This is a genomic window from Acidimicrobiales bacterium, from assembly GCA_040219085.1.
Classification (GTDB): domain Bacteria; phylum Actinomycetota; class Acidimicrobiia; order Acidimicrobiales; family JAVJTC01; genus JAVJTC01.
The window spans coordinates 107,028-121,585 of sequence record JAVJTC010000034.1; the positions used below are offsets into that span (position 1 = coordinate 107,028).

At 68.9% G+C, this 14,558-nt stretch carries 18 protein-coding genes; 6 read left to right on the forward strand and 12 right to left on the reverse strand.

All coding sequences use genetic code 11. The features are described from left to right. Nucleotides 1-720, forward strand: coding sequence for a purine-nucleoside phosphorylase (gene deoD / locus RIE08_15175; GenBank protein ID MEQ8718949.1), 720 nt, complete (start codon nt 1-3; stop codon nt 718-720). Nucleotides 721-771: 51 nt separating this feature from the next. On the opposite strand, the gene RIE08_15180 is transcribed toward deoD, so the two are convergent. Continuing rightward, the gene (locus RIE08_15180) at nt 772-1,266 is read right to left on the reverse strand and encodes a hypothetical protein (GenBank protein ID MEQ8718950.1); all 495 of its coding nucleotides are present in this window, start codon (nt 1,264-1,266) and stop codon (nt 772-774) included. A 162-nt stretch (nt 1,267-1,428) separates the two neighbouring features. On the opposite strand from RIE08_15180, the gene RIE08_15185 reads away from it, so the two are divergent. After that, nucleotides 1,429-1,860: a nitroreductase/quinone reductase family protein gene (locus RIE08_15185; GenBank protein ID MEQ8718951.1), complete on the forward strand. Its 432-nt coding sequence runs from the start codon at nt 1,429-1,431 to the stop codon at nt 1,858-1,860. Between the two features lie 35 nt (nt 1,861-1,895). Here RIE08_15185 and RIE08_15190 read toward each other — a convergent pair whose 3' ends face one another. From RIE08_15190 to RIE08_15205, 4 genes are read right to left on the reverse strand one after another with little or no spacing between them, the layout of a single operon-like run. Then, the gene (locus RIE08_15190) at nt 1,896-2,675 is read right to left on the reverse strand and encodes an amino acid ABC transporter ATP-binding protein (protein MEQ8718952.1); all 780 of its coding nucleotides are present in this window, start codon (nt 2,673-2,675) and stop codon (nt 1,896-1,898) included. A gap of 14 nt (nt 2,676-2,689) precedes the next feature. Beyond that, entirely contained in the window at nt 2,690-3,931 is a 1,242-nt protein-coding gene (locus RIE08_15195) for an amino acid ABC transporter permease (protein ID MEQ8718953.1), read from the reverse strand. Then, nucleotides 3,928-5,094 (reverse strand): ABC transporter permease subunit, encoded by a 1,167-nt coding sequence (locus RIE08_15200; protein MEQ8718954.1) that lies wholly within the window; start codon nt 5,092-5,094, stop codon nt 3,928-3,930. Before RIE08_15200 ends, RIE08_15195 begins: the two co-directional genes overlap by 4 nt. Nucleotides 5,095-5,154: 60 nt before the next feature. Next, nucleotides 5,155-6,219 carry an amino acid ABC transporter substrate-binding protein gene (locus tag RIE08_15205; GenBank protein ID MEQ8718955.1) on the reverse strand — a complete coding sequence of 355 codons (1,065 nt, stop codon included), beginning with the start codon at nt 6,217-6,219 and terminating at the stop codon, nt 5,155-5,157. A 151-nt stretch (nt 6,220-6,370) separates the two neighbouring features. On the opposite strand from RIE08_15205, the gene RIE08_15210 reads away from it, so the two are divergent. Both RIE08_15210 and RIE08_15215 read left to right on the forward strand, forming a co-directional pair. Continuing rightward, nucleotides 6,371-7,588 carry a glycosyltransferase gene (locus RIE08_15210; protein ID MEQ8718956.1) on the forward strand — a complete coding sequence of 406 codons (1,218 nt, stop codon included), beginning with the start codon at nt 6,371-6,373 and terminating at the stop codon, nt 7,586-7,588. Beyond that, complete coding sequence (locus RIE08_15215; GenBank protein MEQ8718957.1) at nt 7,585-8,427, forward strand: glycosyltransferase; 843 nt, start codon at nt 7,585-7,587, stop codon at nt 8,425-8,427. Before RIE08_15210 ends, RIE08_15215 begins: the two co-directional genes overlap by 4 nt. A 9-nt stretch (nt 8,428-8,436) precedes the next feature. On the opposite strand, the gene RIE08_15220 is transcribed toward RIE08_15215, so the two are convergent. The 5 genes from RIE08_15220 to RIE08_15240 form a co-directional block, all read right to left on the reverse strand. Further along, nucleotides 8,437-9,252, reverse strand: coding sequence for a glycosyltransferase family A protein (locus tag RIE08_15220; GenBank protein ID MEQ8718958.1), 816 nt, complete (start codon nt 9,250-9,252; stop codon nt 8,437-8,439). After that, complete coding sequence (locus RIE08_15225; GenBank protein ID MEQ8718959.1) at nt 9,249-10,337, reverse strand: glycosyltransferase; 1,089 nt, start codon at nt 10,335-10,337, stop codon at nt 9,249-9,251. Before RIE08_15225 ends, RIE08_15220 begins: the two co-directional genes overlap by 4 nt. 64 nt (nt 10,338-10,401) lie before the next feature. Next, nucleotides 10,402-10,677: a hypothetical protein gene (locus RIE08_15230; GenBank protein MEQ8718960.1), complete on the reverse strand. Its 276-nt coding sequence runs from the start codon at nt 10,675-10,677 to the stop codon at nt 10,402-10,404. 73 nt (nt 10,678-10,750) lie between these two features. Beyond that, nucleotides 10,751-11,017, reverse strand: coding sequence for a PqqD family protein (locus RIE08_15235; protein MEQ8718961.1), 267 nt, complete (start codon nt 11,015-11,017; stop codon nt 10,751-10,753). 40 nt (nt 11,018-11,057) lie between these two features. Continuing rightward, on the reverse strand, nt 11,058-11,795 hold the full coding sequence (locus RIE08_15240; protein MEQ8718962.1) for a VC0807 family protein: 738 nt from the start codon (nt 11,793-11,795) through the stop codon (nt 11,058-11,060). Between the two features lie 248 nt (nt 11,796-12,043). On the opposite strand from RIE08_15240, the gene RIE08_15245 reads away from it, so the two are divergent. Continuing rightward, nucleotides 12,044-13,096, forward strand: a complete 1,053-nt coding sequence (locus RIE08_15245) for a GGDEF domain-containing protein (GenBank protein MEQ8718963.1) — start codon at nt 12,044-12,046, stop codon at nt 13,094-13,096. A gap of 87 nt (nt 13,097-13,183) precedes the next feature. Next, a complete protein-coding gene (locus RIE08_15250) occupies nt 13,184-13,336 on the forward strand; it encodes a hypothetical protein (protein ID MEQ8718964.1) in 153 nt (50 codons plus the stop codon). 8 nt (nt 13,337-13,344) lie between these two features. Here the strand turns inward: RIE08_15250 and RIE08_15255 are convergent, their stop codons facing one another. Further along, on the reverse strand, nt 13,345-13,887 hold the full coding sequence (locus tag RIE08_15255) for an NUDIX domain-containing protein (GenBank protein MEQ8718965.1): 543 nt from the start codon (nt 13,885-13,887) through the stop codon (nt 13,345-13,347). Next, complete coding sequence (gene folE, locus RIE08_15260; protein MEQ8718966.1) at nt 13,884-14,480, reverse strand: GTP cyclohydrolase I FolE; 597 nt, start codon at nt 14,478-14,480, stop codon at nt 13,884-13,886. The genes RIE08_15255 and folE overlap by 4 nt, the downstream gene beginning before the upstream one ends. Nucleotides 14,481-14,558: the final 78 nt, after the last annotated feature.

Consider the following 14,558-nt stretch of genomic DNA (forward strand, 5'->3'; position numbering starts at 1 on the left):
GTGCCGACACCCCACATCGCCGCCGAACCGGGTGACTTCGCCCCCGTGTGCCTGCTACCGGGTGATCCCCGACGGGCCGCTCACATCGCCACGAACTTCCTCGACGACGCCCGTGAGGTCACAGCGGTCCGCAACATGACCGGCTTCACCGGCACGTACCGCGGTGCTCCGGTCTCGGTCATGGGCACCGGCATGGGGATTCCCAGCGCCATGATCTACGCCCACGAGCTGATCTCCGACTACGGGGTACGCCACCTGATAAGGGTGGGTTCGTGCGGGGCTCTACCGGCGGATGTGGGCGTCGGCGACGTGATCCTGGCGATGGGGGCGTGCACGGACTCCGGGGTCAACCGGACCCGCTTCGGCGGTCTCGACTTCGCCGCCATCGCGGACTACGCCCTGTTGCGCGCTGCCGTCGACGCCGCGGCATCCACGGACCGGCCCGTGCACGTGGGGAACGTCTTCAGCGCCGACTTCTTCTACCACCCCGACTCCGGTCAGCTCGACACCCTGGGATCCATGGGTGTGCTCGCCATCGAGATGGAGGCGGCGGGGCTGTACGGACTGGCTGCGGCGGAGGGCGCAGCCGCCCTGGCGGTCCTGACCGTCAGCGATCACATCCGCTCGGGTGAGGCCCAGTCCTCCGACGAACGTGAGAGGAACGTGACCGCGTCGACCACGATCGCCCTCGAGGCCGCGCTGGTAGTTGCCGGTATCTGACAGCTCGTCGAGCAGTTCAGGTGCCAGGCACGTCCCCGCGCGGGCCGTGGCTCAGGTGAAGACGGTGCAGGCCGTGCTGTCGGTGATGCGGGCTTCGACCCTGACGAGCTGCCAGTCCAGGACCGGGTCTGCGGAGGCCGTGGCGAACACCCAGTTACCGAGTCGGATGACGGTCATGTCGGGGTAGCCGTCGTCGGGAGCGGCTCTCCGCAGGAAGGCGAAGCTTCCGAGTGAGAAGCCGGTGGTCTCCGGTGGGACGGCGGCGGTCTCGATGCCGGACTCTTCGACCCACCAACTGAAAAACCAATCGAGGTCGTAGCCGTCGTACGAGATGAAGCCGTAACTCTCCTCGACGAACTCCAGAGGGATCAGCTGGTTCACGTCGCGGACTTCGGCGCAGAACGGTTGGTGGAAGGGTGACGGTCCCGGCGCCGCCGTGACGCGTGCCTGCGCGCTCGGTGCACCCGACGCCGGCCCGACCGCGAGGCCGAGGCTGAGCAGCGAAACGATGATCGCGGCCGTGATGAGTCGTGCAGTTCGGGTCATTGTCGTCTCCTGGCCGTGCGGCCCGAGGGGAACCCTGGGTCGGTGGTCACCGTAGCCCGTTTCGGGAGTTGCTCCGAGCATCGTGCGCCCGGACCGACTGGTTCTGGCGGCCTGCGAACCTGGAGATGCCCGGGTTTCTGGCCTCCCCGGTACGATCGGCCCATGCCATCGGACGTGTTCTTCAAGGCTGCGAATGCAGTCCACCGTTCCCTTTTCTCCCTGTCGGGTGGACGGATCGGAGGGTCGGTCGACGGGATGCCTGCACTAAAGCTCGTGACCACCGGGCGACACAGCGGCGAGCCCCGGACCGTGATGCTGTCGAGTCCCCATGTCGACGGCGATGCCATCGCGATCGTCGCATCGAAGGGTGGCGACGACCGCACGCCGGCGTGGTTCCTCAATCTGCGCGACAACCCGGCGGTGACCGTCGAGCTCGCCGGTGGAGAACCGCGCCCGATGATCGCCCGGGTCGTCGCTGGCGAGGAGCGCACGGCGCTGTGGGACGCGATCACCACGGCTCACCCCCGCTACGCGCAGTACCAGGCCAAGACCGATCGCGAGATTCCCATCGCCGTTCTCGAGCCTGCTGACTGAGCGCCGGCTGCTCGGCGTGCGGGAGCCCGCGCCGCTCAGAGGATCTGGGAGAGGAACAGCTTGGTGCGAGCCTCGCGGGGGTTCTCGAAGAAGTGCTGCGGGGTCCCGACCTCGACGATCTGACCGTCGGCCATGAACACCACGCGGTCGGCCACCTCCCGTGCGAACCCCATCTCGTGGGTGACGACGATCATCGTCATCCCGTCCCGGGCGAGAGTCTTCATCGCCTCGAGGACCTCGTTGATCATCTCGGGATCCAGCGCGGACGTCGGCTCGTCGAAGAGCATGACCTTGGGCTGCATGGCGAGTGCCCGGGCGATGGCGACCCGCTGCTGCTGACCCCCGGAGAGCTGACCCGGGTACTTCGACGCCTGTTCGGGTATCTGAACCCGCTCGAGTAGCTCCATCGCTGCATTCTCGGCTTCGGCTCTCGGTGTCTTGCGTACCTGGCGAGGCGCAAGGGTGATGTTGTCGAGCACGGTCATGTGGGGGAACAGGTTGAAGGACTGGAAGACCATCCCCGTCTCGCGGCGGATCTCCTGGATGTTGCGGATATCGGTGGACAACTCGGTGCCGTCGACCACGATGCGGCCCTCGTCGTGCTCCTCGAGGCGGTTGATGCAGCGGATCATCGTGGACTTGCCCGAACCGGACGGCCCGATCACCACGACGACCTCCTGCTTGGCGACCCGTAGATCGATGTTGGTCAGAGCGGTGAAGTCCCCGAAACGTTTGACGACGCCGTCGAGTTCGATCATGACCTCCCCGGACGCGCCCATCTCCGTCGCGTCGGCGAAGACACCTTCGTCGCCCATCGGGTTCTCCTCGGTCATCGTTCGCCGACCCCCAGCTTCTTTTCGAGTCTCTGGCTCTCGTTCGACATCGTGTAGGACCCGGCCCAGAAGACGAGCGCTACGAAGGCGAGCGTCTCGGCGATCAGCTGCTGGCCACGGAACTGCTCCTGCTGGGTGATCGCCTCGGCCACGGACAAGATGTCGAGCAGCCCCATCGCCGCGCCGGCGAGCACCGTGTCCTTGAACAGGGAGATGAACTGACCCACCAGGGCCGGGATCACGTTGCGCAGCGCCTGGGGCAGGACGATGAAGAGGGTCACGCGCGGCGGGGACATCCCGAGCGCCTGGCCGGCTTCGGTCTGACCGCGCGGCAGCGACTGCAGCCCACCGCGCACGATCTCCGCGACGTACGCGGAGGTGAACAGGGTGAACACGACGATGGCGCGGACGACGGTGCTGGGCAGTGGCCACGACGGCGGGAGGAAGAAGCCGAGCGCCACGTTCGCCATCAACAGCAGAACGAACAGGGGAACGCCGCGGAACAGTTCGATGTAGCCCGTCGAGATCGCGCGGATGATGGGCAACTTGGACCGGCGCCCGAGAGCGGCAACCACGCCGATCGGGAAGCACAGGCCGATCGAGACGACAGCGAGGAACATGGTGAGCATCAGACCGCCCCACTCGTCCCAGCCGACCGGGATCGTGAGGACCCAGACCATGACCCCTGACACGACGACGGTCGTCACCAGGACCGGCACGAGTGCGCGGGGTCCGAGGCGCGCCCCGATCATCCGCGCGACCACTCCCGCCGCGAGCGCGGCGAGGGCGACGAGCCATGGTGTGACTGTCTTGGCGAGGGCCAACATGAGGAGTACGGCGACGAGGCCCGCCCACAGCCGCCCCGCCAGATCACGGACCCGCTCCGCGACACCAGGAGTGTGCGGGTTCTCGGCAGCTGCGGCTGCCCGTGCGTGCACGGTCCCGGCGATGAGTCCGGCGAGTGTCGCGAACACGATGAGCCCCATCGCCACGTACCAGACGTCGTCGGCGGGGTAGCGGCCGACGACGAACAGCTTGAGGTTCTCACGCACGATCGTCCACCGCCCGGTGATGAAGACATACCGTGCGGCCCGCCACAGTGCGAACAGGAGAACGGGCGCGAACACGAGGGTCACGATCGTGTCGGTGACGTTCTTGAAGAGATTGCGCCGGGCCCAGGCGATCGCGCCGGACCTCACCACGGCCGGCAGGGGTGAGGCGCGATCGGGCGCGGTCATCGCTCCACCAGTCGCATCCGTCGGTTGGCGAGGTTCACGAACGCGGAGATCACGAGCGACACCACGAGGTAGATCGCCAGGGCCAACAGGAAGGCGGGCACTGCGGGGGAGCCGTTGCCGACGGTCGTGCGGGTCACTGTGGTGAGTTCGAAGTAGCTGATCACCGCGCCGAGCGAGGAGTTCTTCATCAGGTTGGCGTACTGGTTGCCCACAGGGGGGATGGCGATGCGCATCGCCTGGGGAAGAACGACGTACCACATGCGCTGGAACCCGCTGAGCGCCAGAGCGGAGGCGGCCTCGTTCTGACCGCGGTGCACGGACTGGATGGAGGCCCGCACGATCTCGGCGATGTGGCTCGCCGTGTACAGAGACAGTGCGAGGAGCAGAGCGAGGTACTCGGGGCCCACGCCGATGCCGCCGCTGATGATGCGTCCCTGACGTTCAGGAAGAGTGATCTCGAGCCCGAACGCGAGCCACAGGGCGACGGCCACGACGAAGAACGCCGGTATGGCCCAGGCCCCGGTCCGGGCGAGTTCACCGGTGCGATCCGACACCGACCTTCGCCAGCGGGCGCTGGCCCACGCCCCGGCAGCGGCGAGTAGCGCAACGCCGATGACCGCCCATCCGGACCCCTCGAACCAGGGCAGGCCGTTGCCGCGGTTGGAGAAGACCGCCAGATCGCCGACGATCCAGGCGTCCTCGATCGGTGGGAAGACCGGCAGAACGATGGCCGAATAGGTGACGAAGATGATCACCAGCAGCGGAAGGTTTCGAAGGACCTCCACGTAGAGGCGGGCGGCGGTGGACAGCAGCCAGTTGGAGGAGAGCCGGGCTATGCCGATGAGAGTGCCCAGGATCGTCGCGAGCACGATGCCGACGAACGACACCCTGATCGTGTTGCCGAGGCCCTGCCACAGCGCATCCGAGACCGGCTGGGACGTACGCAGCGAGTTCCCGGGAATGGTGAATGCCGACGGCTGGTCGAGGAAGTCGAACCCGACCGGGATGCCGATCTGGTCGCTCGTGGCCTGGACGTTGCGGTACAGCCAGAACAGCAGGGCGAGGACGCCCCCGAGCACCGCCAACTGGTAGGCCCACGACAGCGCCCGCACGTCCCGCCACAAGGGCGGGCGCGTGCGGACAGCGGTCGAGGCGTCCGTCACCGGGTGGCCGTGAGCATCGTCATCGCCTGGCGGGCGACGTCGCGTCTGGGGGAGTCGCCGCTACTTGTAGGGCGGCGGGTAGAGGAGGCCACCGTCGACCCAGAGCCGGTTGGGGCCGCGCTCGAGGCCGAGCGGGGTGATGTGGCGCTCGTAGATCTCGCCGTAGTTACCGACCTGCTTGACCACCTGGTAGGCGAAGTCGGTCGGGAGGCCGAGTCCCGGCTGCAGAACGGTGCCGTCGACCTCGACGCCGAGGAAGGTCAGGATCAGCGGATTGTCGGAGTCGAGGAAGCTGTCCACGTTGGCGGAGGTGATACCGAACTCCTCCGCCTGGATGGTGGCGAACACGGCCCATTCCACGGCCTGTGCCCATGCGGTGTCACCGTCGCGCACGGCAGGGGCGAGGGGTTCCTTGGAGAACGTCTCCTCGAGGATCCGCAGTGCGTCGGGCCCGTCGGGATACGTGGAGCGCAGCGAGACGAGCTGGCTGGCGTCGGAACCCCAGCCGTCACAACGACCCTCGATGAAGGCCGCCTGGATCAGGTCGGTGTTCTCGAACGAGAGCACTTCGACCTGCAGACCGATCCGGTCGAAGGCGATGGCGACGGCACCCTCGGTCGTCGTCCCGGCGGCGACACACACCACGGTGTCGCCCATGTCCGAGATGCTTCCGTAGTCGGAGTCCGCGGCGACCATGATGCGAGAGCCGTCGTAGAAGTTGGGCTGAAGGAACGTGGCGCCCTCCACTCCGTCGCGGGTGGCGTTCCAGGTGGTGTTGCGGATGAGTACGTCGATCTCGCCGGACTGCAGCGCTGTGAACCGGTCTGCCGTCTCGAGGTCCACGAAGTTCGTGGCGGTCGAATCGCCGAGCACCGCTGCGGCGACAACCCGGCAGAAGTCGCTGTCGAAGCCGACATGGTCTCCGTCGTCGGTCAGGACCGCGAAACCGGGAAGCGCGTCGCGGGTTCCGCACCGGACCTCGCCGGCGTCGATGACGTCCTGGAGCGTCGTTCCGCCGGCGCTCGCGCCACCGTCGTCATCGTCGTCGTCGCCACATGCCGTCGCGAACAGCGCGACGGCTACCAGCAGCGCCAGCAGGCCCTTCCACTTGTTGACCGACCTCATGATTGTCCCTCTTCCGGGTGCGTGTCGATGGATGACGGGGCCTCTACCCAGGAGATCTGCGGTCCAGTGGGGTTCACGACCTTACTCACTGGTAGCTACGTGGTGTCAATGGTCGGGCTTGCGGGACCTGACGACGTGCCAGGCTTGTGGGGTGGAGAAGACAGGTCCCGACGGGGCGGCGGTGCAGTCGGTCCGCTACGTGTCGTGGGGTGGGCTGCACGGTTATCCGACCGCCGCGGTGGGCTATCTCGGAGCCATGATGGCGGCGGGAGTGGAGGTCGGCTGGGACCTCGTCGTTCCCGACGGTCGCGGTGGATGGTGCCTGGCCCGCTCGCGCCGTCGAGCGCGCCGGGTGGCGTGTCTCGACGCGATCGAGGGGATCGACAGGGCTGCGCTCCACAGGGCCATCGGCCGCTCCGTCGCCGCGGACCTCGAGATTCTCCATGTCGTTCCCGAGCTCTGGCCGAAGCTGCGTGCCGGTGCCGGTCCGGTTGTTGGGAACACGGTCTGGGAGACCGACCGTCTCCCGCGCCATTGGCCGCGGTTGCTGAACGCGACGGACGGCGTGATCGTTCCGAGCGTTTTCAACCGCGACGTCTTCCGCGACTGCGGTGTGACCGTCCCGCTGAGCGTCGTTCCCCACATCGCGGCGCCGGCTCCGTCGTCGGCCGGGTCGCGGGAGGCGGTGGCGTTCCGGCGACGTCACAGGATCGCCGAGGGGCACAGGATCGTGTACATGATCGAAGCGTGGACGGCCCGCAAGGCACCATGGCGTGCGATCAGGGCCTTCGTTCGTGCATTCGACGGCGACGACGGGGTGACGATGGTCGTGAAGGGGCCGGTGAAGGCCCAGAGTTCGGCGGTCGATCATCGGTCGACGGGTGTCGCCGCGCAGATCGAGGCGATCCGTTCGACGGTGCGGTCACCGCCGCCCGTCGTGCTCGTCACCGGCGACGTGACCGACCGCGAGATCCAGATTCTGCACGGAATCGGCGACTGCTACCTGTCCATGAGTCACGGCGAGGGCTGGGGTCTGTCGGTGTTCGAGGCTGCCGCGAGCGGGAATCCGGTCGTCACCACCGGGTGGGGTGGGACGCTCGAGTACCTCGGGGAGCGGTACCCCTTGCTCGTGGACTTCGACCTGGTGAACGTCGTCGATGTCGTCGGGGCGTCGTCGTTCTCCCCGGACCAACGCTGGGCCTCGGCCGACATCGACCACGCCGGGGACCTTCTCCGCCGGGTCATCGAAGATCCGGGCGCGGCGGCGGGGGAGTGCGTCTCGGCGACCGGAGACCTGCGAGGCCGGTTCTCGCAGGAGGCGGTCACGCCGGCGCTCCTGTCGGCACTGGACGTGGTGGCCCGCCGATGACGGGCCCCCGGACGTTCCACTTCGTGTTCGGACTCAAGGCGCAGAACGCGCCGTTCCACCTCGCCCATTACCTGGCCCTGGCCTCGTGTATCCGTCACCACGACGGCGCGCGTGTCGTGATGCACCACGGGGAGGTACCCCACGGGCCGTGGTGGGACCGGATCCGACCGCACCTCGAGTTGCGTCCCGTTGAGCGGGTCGGCTGGCTCGACGACCACCCCGGCTACTTCGCCCACGACGAGGGACGCCTCATCGTGGGCGCCGGCTATGACTACGCGCACCAAGCCGACGTCATCCGCCTCGAGGTGCTCGCAGCCGAGGGCGGCATCTACGCCGACATCGACACGCTGTTCGTCGACGAGGTCCCCCGGTCCTACGACCATGAACGGTTCGTCATCGGCGAGGAGGACGTCGGGGCCCGCCGGCGTCGCCCCCGCCGGTCACTGTGCAACGCGTTCATGGCCGCCACGGCGGGTTCCCGCTTCGCCCTGCGCTGGCTCGACCGGATCAGAGACGTCTTCGACGGGACGTGGAGCCGTCACTCCTGCACGGAGGCGGCGCTGCTGGCCGCGGAGATGCCCGGAGAGGTGACCGTGGTGTCGACCCGGCCGCACTGCGCCTTTCCGGCGACCGCCAAAGGGCTCGGCGACCTGTTCGAGCGTCGTGTCGACGTGCGCGACGGCGTCGTGAGCATCCACTGGTGGGAGCACCTGTGGTGGAGTCCGCTGCGCAGTGACTTCACGTCGTTCCACAACGGGCTGCTCACCGAGGAGTACGTGCTGGGTGCCGACACGACGTTCGCGCGTCTCGCCCGGCCGACGTTGCTGGACCCACCGTGACCGGGCGCGTCAGCCGGCCCCGATGGTGAGTTCGATCCTCTCGGCGCCCACGGCCATGACCACGCGGCGCGCCGCCACCGGGTAGCTGCTCAGCTCCTCGGCGAGCAGGGCGAGTTCGCCGGCGCCGATGCGCGAGCCCCGGTGTTTCCACGCGGAGATCGCGCGGTGGTGCGTGGCATCCCACGCGTTCGTCCCGTGCTGGACGTACACGTAGAGCCAGCCGTGGTCCTGGAGCCCCCTCACCCGCTTCCCGTCGCCGACAATGCGGGTCACGACGGGTGTGTCCTCGCCCCGGCGACGTCTCGGGTACCGCGGGAGTGCCCCGCGTCCGGCCAGGAGCGTCCCGGGGATCAGGGAGTGGGGAAAGCGCTCGACGGTCCAGTCGTCCCAGCACAACTCGCCATCCGCCTCGAAGAGGTGGAGCTGATCGGTCAGAAGGCAGGCGGCGGCTTCACCACCGGTGTCGCCGCCGGTGACGAGGTGGGCGAGTTGTACCTCGACCCGGCGGGGATGGTGGAGGTCGTCGTCGTCCCACTGGCACACGACGTCACCGCCGGCCACCTCGACCGAGACGTTGCGCAGAGACCCGAGCGGGCGTCGACGGCTGCGGTGGACGGACACGGCGGATCCCGGCGCGAGGCTCCCGGTCATTGACCGCACGTCGGCGTCGAAGTCCCGCCCACCGTCGTGGACGACGACGAGTTCGCACGACGGGTGTGTCTGGGCGGCGAAACACCGCACGGCATCTTCGAGTCGGTCCAGGCGACCGGGTCGGGTCACGACGAGACAGCTCACGCCGGTCGGCACCGCCGGGGCGGGGGTCATCGCGATGCGAGGTGCTCGCTGAGGACGCGCCGAGTGCGGTACTCGACGTTGTCGGGTTCCGCGGACTCGGCGCGGGCGAAGAAGTCCGCTGCGGCGCGGTGGTCGCCCTGTTCGAAGTGACAGGTTGCGATCATTGCGAAGGTGGTCGCGCCGAACAGCGACGACTGGTAGCCGAGGTCCTCGGTGAGGTCGCCGCGCCCGGCCGCCTCCGTGAGGGCCGTGAAGCCGGCGATCGCCTCGTCGTGGCGGCCCTGGATCATCGCGATCCGCGCTTCGGTCCAGCGCAGGACGGGGTCGCGCGGGAACATCGTGCGCGCCTCGATCATGAGCTCCGTGACGTCGTGCGAGTCGGCGACGTCGGCCTGGATCAGCTCGATGAACGCCAGGCTGTCGGCCGGCCGGGTGGGCCCCCGGCGTCGCAGGACGTCGATCCCGGCGAGCCAGGCGTCCCGGGCCCCCGCCGCGTCCCCGGTTGCCCGCAGCGTCGCCCCGAGGTGGTACCAGCAGTAGACGTGGTCGGGGTCCTGCGCGAGCGCCCTTCTCAGCAGCGGGAGGTTTCTCGGATGCTTGTGGTCCTGGGGACCGTCGTAGCCGATGTGGTCGATGACCAGTGAACTGGGGCGCACCCGCATCAGGTCCCGCGCCATCACCTCGTGCACCGCAGGCCAGATGGTCTCGTGGATGATCCCGCGGAACCGCAGGCGGGGGTCGGAGCGGAACAGGCGCAGCTCCCGGTAGGCGGTGTGGCCAGTGCGGGGATGCAGGTCGACCGTGGCGCCGACGGTACGTCGGCCGCCGATCTCCCGGTGCAGGACGTCCCGGGGAATCGGGCGGACGCGTTCGTCGGCGTCGATGTAGAGCACCCAGTCGGTGTCGACGAGATCGAGCGCGTGGTTGCGTGCGGCCGCGAAGTCGTCGGGCCAGTCGATCCGGTCCACCCGGGCGCCGTGGCCGTGGGCGATCTCGATCGAGGCGTCCGTGGAGCCGGTGTCGACCACGACGATGTCGTCGACGACCTCACGGAGTGACTCGAGACAGGCGCCGAGATGGCGTTCCTCGTCGCGCACGATGAGAGCGGCTGTCACCGATACCGAGCGGCGACGTCGGATCATGATGTGCCCGGACCGGTGCCGGGCGGAAGGCCCGGACCTAGCGCCCGAAGAGGCGGAACAGCCAGTTGAAGAGAGCCCTCAGCCAGAAGAACGGCTCGCGCTTCTGGTTGCCGCCGAAGGTCTGGTTGCCACCCCACGTCTGGTTGCCGCCGAAGAAATCCGAGTTGGCCTCGGCGCCCGCCGGGTTCACGGCGAATGACGCGACGACCGGTGCGGTGTAGGCAACGGCACCGCCGGCCAGCATGCGCTTGAGCATCTTGCGTCGGCTGATCGGCACAGACCGGAGGAGGTCTTCCTTCTCGGCATCGCTCATCAGGGCCTCCAGGTGCGGGGTGGAATCCGGAATGGTACGACAACGGCAGCCCCCGGACAAGGAACCACGGGGATCAGGTCGGTCCGGTGAGGACGCCGAGGGCCGTGAGGTCGGTGACGACCTTCTCGACGTCAGCGACGGGTGCCTCCTCCAGTCCGAAGGCGTCGCCCACCAGGGCCGCGATCTCGGTCAGGGTCCGTTGCCCGTCACAGAGCGAGAACACGATGGCCGCCGTCTCGTTGAGGTAGTGGACCTGTGCCCCGGCGGCGTCGTGGATCACAAAGCCCTCGTCTGACGCGATCACCTCGTGGGCCGGGTTGGCGAGCGGCTTGGCATTCACGAGGCGTCATCCTGCCATGCCCGCCGGGCACCGTCAGATGTCAGGCCACGCGGGCGTTGCCCGATGCCGTCACGACGAAGCGGGAGCGACCACCGCTCACCGACACGGGCACCAGCTGCTCGAGGGACGTCGTCCGGTAGGACAGCACGAACGTCGCGGCGATCGCTGCGACGGTGAGGGCCCACAGCCCCAGAGTCTTCGTCAGCACGAACGCCGACAACGGCAGCGTGAGCAACAAGACGAGGGTGAGCGCTCCCTTGGCGACGATGACCGCCGCCCACAGGTAGGTGAGGTTGCGGAACAGGCGGGCGACGCCGTGACGTCCCGCGGCATCGGCGTCCAGGGGGCAGAACTCATCGGCCAGTCGTGCGATCAGAGGTCGCCCCACGGCGATCGACACGAGGAAGACCGCCGCGAGCGCCGCCGAGCCGAGCACCGGCTGTGCGAAGTACAGGAACGTGCTGTCGGTGGCCAGAGCCAGGGCGGTGCGACCCATCAGGCCGATTCCGACGATCAGGTGCAGGCCTGTCACCGGTCGGTGCGTGAGTCGGCGCAGCGCGATGGCCGAGAAGGTCCAGGCGAGAGCGGCGGCGTAGGCGGCGCCGACCCCGACGGCCTCGAGCACGCTGTAGAACAGCACAGCCGGCACGACCATGGCCTCGATGAGGCGAGGACCTCCTCTGCGGGCGACCGCCCGCACCACTGCGGCGGGCGAGAGGGCGGATCCGTAGGCGGGCACGGCGTCTGCGGGTGCCGGTGTGGGTAGCTCGGAGAACATCGGGTCAGACCTGTCTGCCCGGATTGTTCGAGCGTGGTTGTTCATCCAGTCTACTCCAGAGGATCGCCTCCGAATCCGCGGCTCCATCGTCGGTGGAGCGATGTGGGGCGCGGGGCTCATCTCGGCGGTCGCGCTGACCCCTCTGCGACCGCGCTGGCTAGTGTCGGGCGACGAGGGCGCGGTGCGTGAGGTGCGGTGCAGCAGGTCCGTGGGGATCTTGATGCCGGCACAGAATCGAGGCTCCGCACATGGCGAACCAGACCCGCGACACCAGCGGGGCCGAGCGCGCCGTCTCTGACGAACGGTTTCCACCACGACGCACGCGTCCGGTGGGCCCGGACCCCTTCGACCGCTCCGAGGCGGAGAAGCTGACGGCCATCGAGCGCCATCGCGTCGTCGAGGCGGCGCTGGCCGGGCCGGTCGGCCTGATGGTCGTGGACGAGTCGTGGCGGTGTCTGTTCGCGAACCGGGCCGCGGCGGCGCTCGTGGGGCGTCGGCCGGCGGACCTCGGCGGTGTGTCGTGGGCCAACTTCGTCGCCGGCAGGGACGTCGCCGGGGTCGTCGACGCGCTGCGAACCGTGCGCAGGACGGGCGAGCGGACCGTCGTCGCCCACCGGGTCGAACCGTTCTATGCGGAGGACCGTGCGGTGGAGCTGGCCATCGTGGCGATGGATCCGGACCACAACGCGATGCCGCGCTTCTCGGTGGCCCTCACCGACGTGTCGGTGCGACGGCGGCGGGAGCGGCGACTCTCCGACAGGGCGCACTTCGACGCCCTCACCGGGTTGCCGAATCGCGCTTCGACGGTGGAGTACATCGCCGATGCGGTCCGTCGGCGCAGGTCGGGGGAGGCGGTGGTGGTCACCTTCGTCGATCTCGACGGGTTCAAGCCGGTCAACGAGACCCATGGACACCCGGCGGGCGACGAGGTGCTCTGCGCTGTGGCGCGGCGGCTACGGCTCGCGCAGGCCGACGGCGAACTCATCGGGCGCGTCGGGGGAGACGAGTTCGTGGGATGTTGCACGCCCGGTCGTGCCGATCCCGGTGGGCTGGCCCACAGGATCCTGCGGAGCCTCGCAGAGCCGATCGCGATCGCCGAGGGCCGCCAGGCGTCGATCGGTGCGTCCATCGGCGTGGCGGTCGCCGACGACCTGCACGCCGACCTGACGGCGGAGGAGCTGATCGGGCGGGCCGACACCGCGATGTACTCCGCGAAGCGGCTGGGCGGTGGGCGCTTCGTGCTGTTCGAGGCGGCTGACCTGCTCCACGGGCCGGGCTTCGGCGGACCCGGTGCCCGCTGAAGACCCACTCTGTGCGACGCCGGCACGCCATGCGGTGGCCCGAGCGGGTTTCGGGGACAATGGACCTCCCCTCGAGGAGGACGACCCATGACCGATCAAGCTCCCGACTCACGTGACCTCTACCGCATCTCGCGGGACTACGAGTCGACGTCCGCCGCCGTGTTGCTGGCGGCGGCCTGCATCACCGGCGCGATCGAGAAATTGACCCGGGCGATCGAGCAGTCCGACACCGGGCGCTGAGGCCCGGGTCAGCCCCTGCGGGCGTCGATGACGTGGTCGATGTCGGCGGGGCGCGGTATCGGCAGCGAGTCCACCGGAAACCACCGGACGTCGCGGCCCGCTTCGCCCACCACGTCGGCGCTGCGGTCCAGGGTGAACGCGTAGCCGATCGTCCAGTGCGTCGCTTCCGGGTCCCGGAGGCATCCCGCCGATCGGGCGATGGTGAGCGGGTCGGGCGAACCGGCGGTGGCGACGATCCCGGTCTCCTCCCGTAGTTCACGCGCCGCGGCGGCCGCTGGTCGCTCGCCGACCTCGACGTGGCCCCCGGGGCACGACCAGCCCATCACGGGGTGGTCGACGAGGAGGATCGCGGCTCCCGACGTGTCGAATGGCCAGGCGATCGCCGTCAGGTGCTCTCCGATGTCAGCCGCGGGGTCGAAACGCCTGGTCAGAAAGGTCGCGAAGTCCTCGACGGTCGTGTCGAAGACGACTGCGGCACGATCGAGACGGGGCACGACGTCGCGGATGGTCCCCGCTGCGTGGCGCGCCTCCTCCGGATCCGGCGGGGTCACCGGGTGTGGGGCGACCCGATGAGGCTCATCGCCTCCTGGCGCGCGGCGGCGTCGGTGCGGAAGACGCCCCGGACGGCGGAGGTGATCGTGAGCGCCCCCGGCTTGGAGACGCCCCTGATCGACATGCACAGGTGCTCCGCCTGGAGGACGACGATGACGCCGCTCGGATCGAGCCGGGTCTCGATGGCCGAGGCGATCTGGGTCGTGAGCCGCTCCTGGACCTGGAGGCGCCGGGCGTAGCCGTCCACCAGTCGGGCGAGCTTGGACAGCCCGGTGATCTGGCCCGTCGGGCCGGGGATGTAACCGACGTGGGCGTGACCCATGAAGGGCAACATGTGGTGTTCGCACAGCGACGAGAACGAGATGTCCCGCACGAGGACGATCTCGTCGTGGTCCGCCTCGAACGTCGTCAGGAGGTGATCGCTCGGATCGATGCCGTTGCCCGCCACGACCTCCTGGTACATGCGGGCCACCCGCTCAGGGGTTGCGAGGAGGCCGTCGCGCTCGGGGTCCTCGCCGATTGCGATGAGGATCTCGCGTACAGCGGCCGCCAGACGCGGAAGGTCGACCGGGTGATCCGGGGACGTTGCCATCGCTGGAGCATACGTTGGCCCGGGGTTCGGGGCGCTGTCGAAGAGCCGGCGGTTCACGTCACTACACTGCCGCCCGAC